10 protein-coding genes and 1 pseudogene are annotated in these 13,852 nt (G+C 38.5%); 9 read left to right on the top strand and 2 right to left on the bottom strand.

The window, feature by feature from the left end; genetic code table 11:
• Positions 1-4 precede the first annotated feature (4 nt).
• From ade to FXW34_RS15025, 7 genes and pseudogenes are all read left to right on the top strand, one after another.
• Positions 5-1,744, top strand: a complete 1,740-nt coding sequence (gene ade, locus FXW34_RS15055; protein ID WP_147534829.1) for an adenine deaminase — start codon at positions 5-7, stop codon at positions 1,742-1,744.
• 31 nt (positions 1,745-1,775) lie between these two features.
• Positions 1,776-3,107 (top strand): 5'-deoxyadenosine deaminase, encoded by a 1,332-nt coding sequence (locus tag FXW34_RS15050; protein WP_147534828.1) that lies wholly within the window; start codon positions 1,776-1,778, stop codon positions 3,105-3,107.
• A gap of 76 nt (positions 3,108-3,183) precedes the next feature.
• Positions 3,184-4,134 (top strand): annotated as a pseudogene (gene pucL / locus FXW34_RS15045) (factor-independent urate hydroxylase); the annotation flags it as partial.
• 7 nt (positions 4,135-4,141) lie between these two features.
• The gene (uraH, locus tag FXW34_RS15040; protein WP_147534826.1) at positions 4,142-4,498 is read left to right on the top strand and encodes a hydroxyisourate hydrolase; all 357 of its coding nucleotides are present in this window, start codon (positions 4,142-4,144) and stop codon (positions 4,496-4,498) included.
• 64 nt (positions 4,499-4,562) lie between these two features.
• Positions 4,563-5,927, top strand: a complete 1,365-nt coding sequence (allB, locus tag FXW34_RS15035; RefSeq protein WP_147534825.1) for an allantoinase AllB — start codon at positions 4,563-4,565, stop codon at positions 5,925-5,927.
• Positions 5,905-7,161, top strand: coding sequence for a Zn-dependent hydrolase (locus FXW34_RS15030; protein WP_246141084.1), 1,257 nt, complete (start codon positions 5,905-5,907; stop codon positions 7,159-7,161). Before allB ends, FXW34_RS15030 begins: the two co-directional genes overlap by 23 nt.
• A 7-nt stretch (positions 7,162-7,168) precedes the next feature.
• On the top strand, positions 7,169-8,413 hold the full coding sequence (locus FXW34_RS15025; protein WP_246141082.1) for an ArgE/DapE family deacylase: 1,245 nt from the start codon (positions 7,169-7,171) through the stop codon (positions 8,411-8,413).
• Positions 8,414-8,504: 91 nt separating this feature from the next.
• Here the strand turns inward: FXW34_RS15025 and FXW34_RS15020 are convergent, their stop codons facing one another.
• A complete protein-coding gene (locus FXW34_RS15020) occupies positions 8,505-8,705 on the bottom strand; it encodes a hypothetical protein (RefSeq protein ID WP_147534823.1) in 201 nt (66 codons plus the stop codon).
• Between the two features lie 199 nt (positions 8,706-8,904).
• On the opposite strand from FXW34_RS15020, the gene FXW34_RS15015 reads away from it, so the two are divergent.
• The gene (locus FXW34_RS15015) at positions 8,905-10,764 is read left to right on the top strand and encodes an SEC-C metal-binding domain-containing protein (protein ID WP_147534822.1); all 1,860 of its coding nucleotides are present in this window, start codon (positions 8,905-8,907) and stop codon (positions 10,762-10,764) included.
• 200 nt (positions 10,765-10,964) lie between these two features.
• Here the strand turns inward: FXW34_RS15015 and yfkAB are convergent, their stop codons facing one another.
• Positions 10,965-12,092, bottom strand: a complete 1,128-nt coding sequence (gene yfkAB / locus FXW34_RS15010) for a radical SAM/CxCxxxxC motif protein YfkAB (RefSeq protein WP_187118975.1) — start codon at positions 12,090-12,092, stop codon at positions 10,965-10,967.
• Positions 12,093-12,320: 228 nt separating this feature from the next.
• Here yfkAB and FXW34_RS15005 point away from each other — a divergent pair, with 228 nt between their 5' ends.
• Entirely contained in the window at positions 12,321-13,850 is a 1,530-nt protein-coding gene (locus FXW34_RS15005) for an acyl-CoA carboxylase subunit beta (RefSeq protein WP_147534820.1), read from the top strand.
• Positions 13,851-13,852: the final 2 nt, after the last annotated feature.

Here is a 13,852-nt window from a genome sequence, read left to right as displayed (position 1 = left end):
TAATTTGGCGTTAAGTAACGAATCAATAAAAAAGCGAATTAATGTGGCAGCTAAGCGCGTTGAAGCAGATTTAGTGATTAAAAATGGATATGTAGTAGATGTTTTTAATCAGGAAATCCTCCAAGCGGATGTAGCCATTGTTAATGGCTGTATTGTTGGAATAGGTCAATATGAAGGTAAAACAGTAATAGATGCGAAAAATCAGTATATTTGTCCAGCATTTATTGATGGTCATGTCCACATAGAATCTTCGATGGTTACCCCATCTGAATTTGCCAAAGTTGTCCTCCCTCATGGTGTCACAACCATCATTGCAGATCCTCACGAAATTGCAAACGTATCAGGTGTTGAGGGGATTCGCTTTATGCTTGATACCTCTGACAATCTGCCTTTACATGTATTTTTTATGTTGCCCTCCTGCGTACCTGCGACACCATTTGAAAATGCTGGAGCCCATTTATTAGCGGATGACTTAGCACCATTTTACCAGCATCCTCGTGTATTAGGACTAGGGGAAGTAATGGATTATCCTTCAGTGCTCCATGGTAAACAACAAATGTTGGATAAAATAAGCAGTGCTCATCACTTTGGAAAGAAGATTGATGGACATGCTGCTGGATTGCATAATCATGCGATTGATGTTTATACATCTGTTGGCATAAAGACAGATCATGAAGCAGTAACTGCAAGTGAGGCAAAGGAACGACTACAGAAAGGTATGTATTTAATTATTCGTCAGGGGTCAGTGGCAAAGGATTTGCCTAATCTCATATCAATTGTCACCGAACGTAACGCAAGACGTTGCCTTTTTGGCACAGACGATAAACATATTGATGATCTCATTGAAGAAGGTAGTATTGACCATCATGTACGACTAGCCATTGAATACGGAATCGATTCGATTACCGCGATAACAATGGCATCACTAAATGCTGCCGAATGTTATGGCTTGGTTGGAAAAGGTGCAATTGCACCCGGATATGATGCGGATATTCTTATTTTGGATGATTTAGAGAAGATAAAAATCAACAAGGTTTTTAGCGGTGGAAAATTAGTCGTAGAAACAGGAAAACTGACGACTGAGATTGTTTCAAAGCAAACAAATATGTTAGGAAATAGCGTCAGAATCAATCAATTTTCAAAACGGAATTTGAAAATCCCTTTAACGAATAAAACGCAGGCAAATATTATTGAAATAATTCCTAACAGTCTTGTTACAAAGCATGTTATTGAGGAGGTTGAAGTTGAGGATGGGTATTTTATCCCATCTTTACAAAAGGACCAATTAAAAATGGCTGTTATTGAAAGGCATAAGCTAACGGGAAATATCGGTCTTGGGATTGTCAAAGGATTAAGGTTAAAAAAGGGTGCCATAGCGACTACAATTGCCCATGATTCCCATAATTTAATTGTAACAGGGACCAATGACGATGATATCATGTTTGCAATCGATAGCATAACAAACATTGGTGGTGGTCTCATTGTTGTTTGTGATAATCAAATCTTAGCGCAGCTTCCATTAGCAATAGGAGGAATACTATCAGAACTAGACTATAAAACTGTGTTTCAACAATTATCTAAAATCAATCAAGCATTAATATCCTTAGGTGCATCAAATCTATTTAATCCATTTTTAACCCTTTCCTTTTTGGCATTACCAGTTATTCCACAACTAAAGCTGACAGATTTGGGTTTATTCAATGTCCAAACCTTTCAGCATATAGGAATACAAGCGGGTAATTAGTTCATATGTTTATAGAAAAGAGGCGGGGGTCATGGTGAAAATTCTCATAAAGAATGCTCAAATCATTACGATGAATCCCAAAAATGAAATTGTAAATGGAGATTTATTAATTGAGAATGATGTAATTAGTGAAATCGGATCGGATATAACAACACAAGGGGTCGATAAACTGATTGATGGATCATCCAAGATTATCATACCTGGATTTATCCAAACTCATATTCATTTATGCCAAACCTTATTTAGGGGCCAGGCAGATGACTTGGAATTATTGGATTGGTTAAAACAAAAAATATGGCCTCTAGAAGCCTCTCACGATCAAGAATCAATCTATTATTCTGCCATGCTCGGAATCGGAGAATTGATTCAGAGTGGGACGACCTCAATTGTTGATATGGAAACTGTCAACTATGCAGACGCAGCTTTCATGGCAATGGCAAAGAGTGGAATTCGGGCTATTTCTGGAAAAGTCATGATGGATAAAGGAAGAGATGTTCCGCTACGTTTATTAGAAAGTACGAATGAATCACTTCAACAAAGTGTTGATTTGCTCGAGAAATGGCACAATTATGATCATGGTCGAATTCAATATGCATTTTGTCCGCGGTTTGTCATATCCTGCACAGAGGAGCTACTAACAGAAGTTCGTGACCTTTCCAACCACTATGAAGTCAATGTCCATACACATGCTTCTGAAAGTTTAGAGGAAATAAAAATCGTTGAACAGGAGCGGGGCATGCGTAATATCGTCTATCTTGACCATATCGGGCTTGCTAACTCACGGCTTATTCTCGCTCATTGTGTTTGGTTAAATGATGAGGAAAAAAGAATCATTAAAGAGCGTGGGATTAAGGTGAGTCATTGTCCAGGCTCTAATTTAAAATTAGCATCTGGTATTGCTGAAATTCCGGATTTAATGAACCGGAAAATCTCAATCAGTCTTGGTGCAGATGGTGCACCATGTAATAACAATCTTGATATGTTTAAAGAAATGAGACTAGCTTCAACCATCCAAAAAAACATTCATGGGCCTACTTCGATGAATGCCTACACCGTTTTTCGTATGGCGACGATTGGTGGCGCAGAGGCGATGGGCTTGCAAAATCAGATTGGGAGCTTGGAGGTTGGGAAGAAAGCAGACATAGCAATCTTAAATCTTGAAGATTTCCATACGTATCCGTCCATTGGAGTTGACCCATATGCCCGGCTTGTATATTCAGCGTCTAGTGCGGACGTGGAGACGACAATCATTGATGGAAAAATCGTTATGGAAAATCGTCGAATCAAAACGATGGATAAAGGTTTGATTTTACGGGAAGCAAATCATTCAATTAAGAGATTATTAAAACGAATTTCAAAGTAAGCAAGAAAAAAATCGTTGAATGCTATTTATCGGGATTACCAGATTTAAATGAAAGGAAGCGGTGAATATGACAAATCGCACGATGTATTACGGAAAAGGAGAAGTGTTTGCATATCGAACGCATGGTGCTCCAATCGTCGGAGTTAAACAAATACCAGAGTCTGATATCAGTCAGAAGGATCATACGATTTGGGGATTAAAAGTCCATGTTGCGATTGGTGGTCAGCAGTTTCTTACTTCCTTTACTGAAGGTGACAACAGTTTGGTTGTTGCAACGGATTCTATGAAAAACTTTATCCAACGTCATTTCGCTAAGTATAAAGGTAATACAACGGATGGCTTTTTGTATTATGTGGCTAAGCAATTTCTCATCACATATCCTCAGATGGAAAGTGTGAAAATTTATGCAGACGAACTCCCATTTTTGCCTACTAATTGCATTGAGAAGCATCAACGCAGGGTCAGTTCGCTCGTTTTTAGGAAATCACGAAATGAGACACCATTTGCAAATGTTGAAATTGCTCGAAATGGAAATGGAATAAAACTTATCGAGCATCAAAGCGGAATTAAAGATCTCCAATTAATAAAAATTAGTGGTAATTCATTTGTAGGCTTTGTTCGCGATGAATATACAACCCTACCAGAGGATTCCAATCGACCTTTATTTATATATTTAAATATTAATTGGAAATATGAAGATGCCGAGGTAGGAATCGATGAAACTCCAGTCAGATATGTTTTGGCGGAGCAAGTAAGTGATATCGCTTCTGCTGTTTTTCATGAATTAAATACCAAGTCCATTCAACAATTAATCTATCACATTGGTTTGAAGGTATTAGAAAGATTTCCACAGCTTTGTGAGGTAGGGTTCGAATCACAAAACCGCACTTGGGAAACAGTTGTTGAAGAAATTCCAAATTCTGAAGGAAAGGTCTATACAGAGCCTCGCCCCCCATATGGCTTTCAGAGATTCACTGTATATCGAAACGATTTAGAAAAAGAAAAATCTGCTGGACACGGAGGCTAGGTTATTAATGAAAATCGGTTTAACGACACATGTTCTCGATTTGACCAATGGAATTCCTGCAAAGAACATCAAGGTAGAGTTAGCGGAAATTCATGTTTCACCGGATGAAAGAGTAATTGTGTCAACCGCATTTACAAATGAAGAGGGACGAATTGAATCTGGCCTCCTTTCGGAAATCAAATCTGGTGAATATGAATTGGTATTCCACGTTGGGACTTATTTTTTAATGATGGGAACTCCAGTTTCGGAACCAATATTTTTCAATAAAATTCCTGTTCGTTTCTCCATAAACAGTGAAGTAAAGCACTATCATATTCCTCTGTTAATTTCACCTTGGGGCTATCAAACTTACAGAGGTAGCTGAGGGGATAATCGTAAACATCTTCCTTAATTAATCAAATTTAATGATGGAAGAGGTTGATCATAACATGGAAACATATGATGTTCTTTTTAAAAATGGCCTTATTGTTTGTGAGGATGAAGTCATAAAGGCTGACCTTGCTGTATCAGACGGAAAAATAGTTCAACTTACTCCCTGCCTTTCGAAGCTAAGCGCAAAAAAATACTTCGATATCTCCAATCTCTATATATTTCCAGGACTAATCGATACTCATGTCCATCTCAATGAACCAGGAAGAACGGAATGGGAAGGTATATTAACGGGGAGTAAAAGCCTAGCGGCTGGTGGAGTTACAACGTATTTTGATATGCCTTTAAATAGCAACCCTCCTACGATTAACGAACGGTCTTTTTTGAAGAAGAATCGCTTATCGAAAAAAAAATCGCTCATTAACTTCAAGCTTTGGGGTGGTTTAGTTCCTGGAAATGTTAAGTATTTAGCCCGTTTAAAGGAATGCGGAGTGGTAGGATTTAAGGCGTTTATGTCTGAGAGCGGAATCAAAGATTTTCAAGCAGTTGATGATTACACCTTAAGAGTGGGAATGGAACAAATCGCAAAATTAGATATGGTACTAGCGCTTCACGCAGAAAGTGATCATATCAATCTTCCATTAACAGAGAAAATAAAAGCAGAAGGACGTTTTAGCGGAAAGGATTTCCAAGAATCTAGACCAGTTGCTTCTGAGCTCGAGGCTGTTCAAAAGGTAATTGATTTGGCGAAATTAACAGGCTGTAAAATTCACATTGTGCATGCCAGCAGCAGTCGTGTCGTGGAAATGATTCAACAAGCCAAACAAGATGGAATCAACATTACCGTGGAAACCTGTCCTCATTATCTATCATTAACCGTTGATGATTTAACAAAATTAGGTCCAATTGCTAAATGTGCTCCTCCATTAAGAGAAGAGAACGAGGTGGAACTTCTATGGACGATGTTGAAGGCTGGTTGCATTGATGTTATCGGTTCAGACCATTCTCCAGCCCCAATTGCAATGAAGCAGGGCAATCTGTTTGAAGCTTGGGGGGGCATTTCAGGTGCGCAAACCATGATAAATGTATTACTGGAAGAGGGATATTGGAAACGGAACATATCTTTGGCTGTAATCGGAAGGCTTGCATCTACAAATCCTGCGAAAATATTTGGATTATACCCGAGGAAGGGTAGCTTGAAAATAGGTAGTGATGCTGATTTTACCATAATTGATATACAAAAGAGCTTCATTTTAGAAAAGAAAGACCTTTATTATCGGCATCCGCATAGTCCGTATCTCGGTAAAAAGTTTCGAGGCCAAATACTTGCCACATTTGTAGCTGGTCATTGCGTTTATCTGAATGAAAGCTGCGATATATTCGGCAAAGAGGAGGGCTTTTGTGAACAAAATAAACATAACTAGGATCCTTGAACGTCTTGAGCGACTTGCGCTTTGTACTGAATCATCAAACGGTGTCACGCGGAGGTCTTTTACCGAGCAAAGCGAACAAGCTGAAAAATTAGTGATTCAATGGATGCAAGAAGCGGGAATGGCAGTTCGCAAAGATGCAATGAATAATGTCATTGGACGATTTGAAGGTAAAGATCCCAACATGCCTGTGCTAATGATGGGTTCACACATAGATACGGTCATTAATGGTGGGAAATATGATGGTACACTGGGAGTCATTTCAGCGATTGAAGTAATTCATGTATTACATGAGTCAAAACAAATTCCTGAACATCCGCTGGAGGTAGTCTGCTTTTGTGATGAGGAAGGAACAAGATTTCACACAACTTTCCTTGGAAGTCGAGCGATGGTTGGAGCTTTAACAGCAGATGATTTAACAAAGTGCGATGATCACGGGATTTCAGTCGCACAAGCGATGATGGAAAACGGATTAATTCCGGAATGCTATCAATATGCAAAACGTCAAGCTGGCTCCATATTAGCATATTTGGAGTTGCATATTGAACAGGGACCCGTTTTGGAATATATCAAACAACCATGTGGAAGTGTTTCTGGAATTGCCGGTGTGTCACGCTATACATTTACTATTAAAGGGAAAGCGGGGCATGCAGGAACAGTTCCGATGAAAAAACGCCAGGACGCCTTATCTGGTGCAGCGGAAATATTGGTGAAAATTGAAGAAATGGCTAAACAGTATTCTCCGCTTGTGGCAACTGTCGGAAAACTTGTCGTAGGGCCTGGAACAAGTAATGTCATACCGGGAATCGTAAAAGGAACGCTAGATGTGCGTGATACGGAAGTAAAACGTAAGTCAGAGTACCTAACCAAGCTTTTTGCTGATGTAAATAAAATGGTCAAACGCCGAAATCTTACTTGTCAGTTTGAGAAGATATTGGAGATAGCCCCTGTCTCTTGTTCAAGAAAGATAATCGATTGCATAGATACAGCGATGCTTATCAATGGGATTAACCCTCATCAATTGATGAGTGGTGCAGGCCATGATGCGATGATAATGGCTGAATTAACCAATGTTGGGATGATTTTTGTTAGATGTAGGGAAGGGATAAGTCATCATCCGAATGAATTTGTTACACCTGCTGATATCGAGATTAGTGCAAAAATATTGCTAGATGCTGTTTGGATGATTGCGAATGATGTGTCGGTTAACGAGGTGGAGAGGGAGTGATACAGAAGTGCAGGCAAATCGGGCGAAACAAAGGCTATTGACGATAATCGATGAACGCCAAAAGGAGCTTGTTCAATTTTTGCAAGAGCTTGTTGCTATCCCTTCTGATAATCCTCCGGGTGATTGTCTGAAGATTGCTGAGCATGTAAAAAGTAAATTAACAGAGTTTCAATTTGATTCAGTGAAATTTTATGAAGTGTCCGATCAGGATTTAACAAATGTAGGGATGAAAAAAGCTGCAAATGTCATCGCTTATGAGAATTTCTCCGGCAATCGAGGAATAGAAATTACCTTGAATTCACATGGTGACGTAGTCCCACCAGGAGCCGGCTGGACGCATGATCCATATGGTGGTGAAATTATCGATGGAAAGCTATACGGTCGAGGTGCGGCTGTGTCAAAATCGGACATTGCCACATACACTTTTGCTGCATTAGCGCTTCGTGAGGTAGGTGAAGATTTATCAGGTAAAATTTCGCTGGCGTTTACATTTGATGAGGAAACAGGTGGTGAAATAGGGCCAAAATGGTTACTTGATAGAAATATTATTAATCCTGATATGGCTATCTGTCCGGGATTTACTTATTCAGCCGTAAATGCTCATAATGGGTGCCTCCATTTGGAAGTCAAAATTACCGGTAAGCAAGCCCATGCTGCTGAACCACAATATGGAGATGATGCTCTTGAAGCAATGACCGCAGTTCTTGAAAGGCTATATACCTACAGGAAAAAGCTACATCAGAAAAAATCAACTGTACCTGGTATTGACTCACCGACTTTAGTGGTTGGCAGTATACATGGTGGGATTAATACGAATGTGGTTCCGGATGAATGTACAATCCGCCTCGACCGCCGTCTTATACCAGAGGAGAATCCTGAGATGATTGAAAATGAGCTTCTTTCATTAATTTCTGGGGTGGTTGAAGGTTTCGCTGGAATTGAAGTGGAAATGAAACAAATTCTACTTGCAAAAAGTTTCGGACCTATTCCTGAAACTCTTCAAATTGTTCAGGCTTTAAAACGAAACTGGAATATAGTAATGGGAGGAGATTTGAAAATTCATGGTTCTCCTCTTTATACCGATGCTCGTCATTTTTATGAGGCAGGTATACCGGTTTTATTATTCGGTGCAGGTCCCAAAACATTACTGGAGGCGAACGGACATCGTGCTGACGAACATGTGAAAATAGATGATCTCCTTAAAGCAACAAAAATTGTTGCTCTGAGTCTCTATGATCTCTTAAAAAAATAAGTTGCCATTGAAGGACCCATTTGTGTTTGGTTTATTTGCAGATGGGTCTTGTTTTGTTCCTTCCGAATTATAGCCTTGCTAGAACTGTGGCCTATTCTCGATTACTGGGATTTTCCTCGTTTTCCACTTTTTGTTGCGGGGAAGGAACCTCTTCTGATAAATTAGTAGAAGTGACATCCGTTTCTTTTTGTTGATGTGAGGGAGATTTGGAATCATTTGAGGCTGTACAGCCTGATGCTACAGCGATAATGAGGACATGGCTTCCAATTTGAGTAAGGAATCTCCGTTTCATTTGAAGATTACTCAGTACATATGAAAAAATCACAAAAAAAATCCAATCGAAATTAATTACATTTATACTCTCCTCATAGTAAAAAAATCAATTTTAATACGATCATAACTTTACTGGTAAAAAAATAAGCGGAAAGTGTGAGGATTTTGCTATAATAAGAAAACCGAATATTTAATTAATTTTGATTTTTAGGAAAGGTATGGTTCGCTTGCAAATTAATCGAAACTCTCCTTGTCATTGTGGCAGTGGAAAAAAGTATAAGAAATGCTGTTTAAACAAAAAAAATATTATTCAAATTCACGAATTAAAGGAAGAACGTTTTTTTCAACAAAAGCATAGTTTAGTAGATAAAATTCGTAGTTTTATTATGTCAAATCTACCTTATAGTCAATTCATTCTATTACAGGAAGAATTTTCAGTACGATCAAATAATGCGGTTGCTCCTAATATTCGCGAAGGTTTTTTCCAATTTTGGTTATTCTTTTGTCACCGTTATGAAAACGGGTTGCGAGGTATACAATGGTTTTTTCAAGAACAACAAACAAAGTTATCTGCTGAGGAAAAAAGAATGGCGGAGAATTGGACAACCCTTACATTAAAGGTTGTTCAAGCTGTAGATAAAAATGAAAAGACGGTTGTTTTTGAGGATCTTTTTACGAAGGAACGTTTTACAGTATTGAATTCTAAGGATAATGTCCCAGCTTTTTCGCCATGGTACGGAACGATTAGCTTATTTGAATCCTTCGGAGAATATGATTATTTTAATGGAGTTAGAAGCTTTAATGGTCCGTCAAATATTTTGAACGTAGTTCAGTATGTTCAGGAAATTCTTGTAAAGGAACAACTACCGTTAGAGGAAATTCTCTTTACTAAATATCCGGAACTACTCAGAGTATTGATGGAGGAAGAATACCGAAAAGATGTTGAGAAGGAACAAAATGAACAATTAGAACAGGAAATCCATCAGCATGTCCTTCAATATAAAATTATTAATCAATTTCTATTAAATCGATTTTTCCAAGAAAATAAGGATTTCCTAATTGATAAGCAAAATCAACATCGAGTTACTTTGTCCTGGGTTGGCAATTGGAAGGAATATCTGGATAGTGAATTGACTGAGGCAGTTTTAATCGCTGAAGTGTTCGCAACGCTTTCAATCGAAAAAGATAAATTAATCATTAACAGTTTTGATCAAGAAAAAGTGAATGAACTAAAAGAATTATTAAAACAAGCGGTGTTAGCCATTCAATTATTCTCAGAGAATACTGTTTCATATAAAATTCCGATTAATGGAATTATTAAAAACTCATTTGTCCAAATGAGTAAGGATACACCACCGTATTTCTCACTTTATGCTCAAACAGATTTGTTAACGGAAGTTGATACACCAATTCCAAAATATAACAATAAGACTATTAGACAACTAGTAAAAGAAAATAAACTTGAAGATGCCTTAACCTGGTTGAAGCAAGTTGAAAACAATATGTATCAACAAGCGTTACATCATGATGCCAATTTCCAGGTGACTGTTGACGTCAATACTGTTCGTAAAGAATTAGGGCTTCCGTTATCACCTTTTGTCACCGGTAGAGAACACCGATCAACAAGTTATCGAAAAATTACTAATCCTTATAAACAGGTGGTCGTAGATCCAGAGGATATTCCGTATTATGAAGCGCTTGGATTCAAACCAGGTACGATTAAGAATTTTTATGCCGTTGATTTTGTTCAATTTTACAAAGAGAAAACAATCGGTAAAGCGGAAAACACAACCAGAAAGTATCGGAATAGCCTGTATATCATAAGACAACAGCTAGAAGCTAAAGCTTTTTCTAATTGGGGGGATTGCAGCGAAGCGTTTTGGGTTGAATTACTTCAGCAGCAGCTTATGGAATCAGATTGCACTAAGTCATTTCAAAAGGATTTCATTAGTACAATCAAGGCATTTGCGAAGTGGGTTGATAAACAAAAGGATAGCAATATAGCGAAAACTGCTATTAGTGCTATTGCTAAAATGGAAGACGTGCTTACAAAACCAAAAGTTTTGCAACAAGTCTAGCAATATAAAAAGAGGATGACGGATCATCCTCTTTTTGTGTGGTATTTTTTTACTTTATCCCGCCTTAACGGGAAGTAATACCCCCACCTCAAGATTCTGAGTATACAAAGAGATAGATAGGGGATAAACTGCCCATAAAGGTCCGATTAGTTCAACTAACCATCAGTGGAGGATGAAGAAAACCCCCTCTGATGGAAGTTTCACTTTATCCAAGATTGCTTAACAATGTTTGTTTGTAATTTGCTAAAATCTGTATTTTGATAGTAGCGATCCTTCACTAATATATTCGGTCCTAAACAGGAAACCTCTGGACAATGGCAGCTTAGTGATTTAGCGACAGGTGTCTTCACCCAGTTTTCATATGCGTCCTGTAACGTCGTATTTTCAATATTACCTAATGGTGGAATATCACCAAAATCGGTAACAATAATATCTCCGTTAAAAATATTAATGTTTAATCGCGAACGCCCATCAGGATCATTACGTACCGTGACATTTTTACTTTCATACAATCTCTTTAATAACTGTAAATCTGCTTCATTTGAACTGCACGGATAAAATGGCAGCGTTCCAAAAAGCATCCAAACCCTATCATTTCGAATATCAAGTAGGTGGTTGATGGCGTCACGAATTTCGTCAATCGTCAAATACTCTAACTGACTAGCAAAATCGCTAGGATACATGGGGTGGACTTCATGACGCTGGCAAAGCATTTCATCAACAATCTGTCGGTGAATTTTTTCTAAATAAGGGAGTGTTCTTCGGTTCAGCATCGTTTCTGCAGACACCATGACACCTGATTTAACTAAAGCGCGGCTATTTTCAATCATGCGCTCGAAATACCTTATTCTTTGCTGGACAGTTGGTTTATGCTCCATTCTAGCAAAGCCCGCATTGGCAAAATCCTCTTCATTACCCCAGTTATGTGAAATATGTAAAACATCTAAATAAGGAGCAATCAGTTCGTAACGCTGCAATTCCAAGGTTAAATTCGAATTAATCTGGGTTCTGACACCACGGTCTCTTGCGTATTTAAGTAATGGGACAACATAATTTTTAACTGACGAAAGCGAAAGCATCGGTTCGCCCCCAGTGATACTTAAGGCACTCAATGTTGGGATTTCTTCTAATCTGTTTAATAATAATTCGAGTGGTAGGGGTTCCGGGTCCTTTGTTTGTAAAGTGTAGCCAACGGCACAATGCTCACAACGCATATTACAAAGATTGGTTGTGGTGAATTCTATATTTGTTAGTGTCATCTTTCCGTATTTTTTTATATCCAAATAGGCTTCCCATGGGTCATATTGCGGATTAATCGGTTTTAACATCGCTATTCGTTACTCCTTAATTTATGAAATGAAAACACACTAATTATAGACTAAAATAATTGAGTTTTGTGAAATTTTTTAGACTTTTCAAAAATGATATTAAGGAAGTTTATGATTCTACGGATGGTAGTATGAAAAAAACTAGGTTCGGAATAGGGCATAAGTCGCTTTTTTTACGAATAAAATGTGATGATACTGTGAGTGGACGGGAAGAAGAGGGGGAGGGATATGTCTTTTGGTGCAGATTATCACAAACAGCTGAATACCATAAAAAAAGGCGGCCAGATAAGTAATCATCAAAAATTAATATCTACTGGCAAACTATTTGTTCGTGATCGTCTCGATTTGCTCCTTGATAATGGGATTGAAGTCGAGGATGGGCTTTTTGCCAATTGCCACAACCCTGATTTTCCTGCTGACGGGGTGGTCACTGGACAAGGAAAAATAAATGGTCAAAGGGTATGTTTCATGGCAAATGATCCAACTGTAAAGGCTGGTTCGTGGGGAGCAAAAACGGTAGAAAAGATGATTAGAATTCAAGAAACTGCAGAAAAGCTAAAGATACCTATCCTCTATTTAGTTGATTCCGCTGGAGCAAGAATTACTAGTCAGTTAGAAATGTTTCCTGGGCGCAGGGGAGCTGGTCGAATTTTTTATAACCAGGTGAAGCTCTCAGGATTAGTCCCTCAAATTTGTATTTTGTTTGGACCATCTGCAGCGGGAGGGGCTTATATTCCTGCTTTTTGCGATATCGTTATTATGGTGGATGGAAATGCTTCGATGTATTTAGGCTCTCCTCGAATGGCAGAAAAAGTAATCGGTGAAAAGGTAAGCCTAGAGGAAATGGGAGGAGCAAAAATGCACTGTTCTATATCTGGCTGTGGTGATGTGCTTGTCAAAACTGAAGCAGAGGCCATCGAAAGAGCCAGATGCTATACCAGTTATTTTCCGAAAAATTACTTGCGTCTACCACCTAATTCTCCATCTGCTCCTCCACGACAATTTGAAAAATCAATTGCAGAAATTCTTCCAATAAATCAAAATGTCCCGTTTGATATGCACGAATTAATCCAGCGTGTAGTTGATGAAGCTTCATTTTTTGAAATAAAGGAACTTTATGCTAAAGAGATTATTACCGGATTTGCCCGGGTGGAAGGGAAACCGATTGGAATTATTGCTAATCAATCAAAGGTTAAGGGCGGCGTGATTTTCGTAGATACAGCAGATAAAGCTACAAAGTTTATTACATTATGTGATGCATTTAATATTCCGCTATTATTCCTAGCGGATGTACCAGGGTTTATGATCGGAACGAAGGTGGAACGTGCTGGAATTATTCGTCATGGTGCGAAAATGATTGCGGCGCTGAGTGAGGCCACCGTACCGAAAATATCGGTAATTGTCAGGAAAGCATATGGTGCAGGATTATATGCGATGGCAGGCCCTGCCTTTGAACCTGATTGCTGTCTGGCTTTTCCGAATGCACAAATTGCAGTGATGGGACCTGAGGCAGCAATTAACGCAGTATATGCTAAAAAAATTTCCGAACTCACAAATGAGGAAAAGCAACCTTTCATCGAGAAAAAAATAGATGAATACAAACGTGATATTGATATTTATCGTTTGGCGTCGGATTTGGTCATTGATGCGATTGTTTCTCCGGATTCTATTAGGAGTGAACTAGCTCTGCGCTTTGATGCCTATCGGACGAAGTACAAGGTGTTTTCAGAAAGAAAGCATCCGGTTTACCCAGTTTAATA

The sequence above is a fragment of the Bacillus marasmi genome (genome assembly GCF_902168435.1).
GTDB classification, from domain to species: domain Bacteria; phylum Bacillota; class Bacilli; order Bacillales; family Cytobacillaceae; genus Bacillus_BU; species Bacillus_BU marasmi.
This window is presented reverse-complemented; position numbering and strand designations above follow the sequence as displayed.

Bases quoted from the DNA above. Each gene is read 5' to 3' on its own strand.
- FXW34_RS15050 (WP_147534828.1), top strand. From the start codon at position 1,776: ATGGTGAAAATTCTCATAAAGAATGCTCAAATCATTACGATGAATCCC.
- uraH (WP_147534826.1), top strand. From the start codon at position 4,142: ATGAAAATCGGTTTAACGACACATGTTCTCGATTTGACCAATGGAATT.
- allB (WP_147534825.1), top strand. From the start codon at position 4,563: ATGGAAACATATGATGTTCTTTTTAAAAATGGCCTTATTGTTTGTGAG.
- FXW34_RS15020 (WP_147534823.1), bottom strand. From the start codon at position 8,705: ATGAAACGGAGATTCCTTACTCAAATTGGAAGCCATGTCCTCATTATC.
- FXW34_RS15015 (WP_147534822.1), top strand. From the start codon at position 8,905: ATGGTTCGCTTGCAAATTAATCGAAACTCTCCTTGTCATTGTGGCAGT.
- yfkAB (WP_187118975.1), bottom strand. From the start codon at position 12,092: ATGTTAAAACCGATTAATCCGCAATATGACCCATGGGAAGCCTATTTG.
- FXW34_RS15005 (WP_147534820.1), top strand. From the start codon at position 12,321: ATGTCTTTTGGTGCAGATTATCACAAACAGCTGAATACCATAAAAAAA.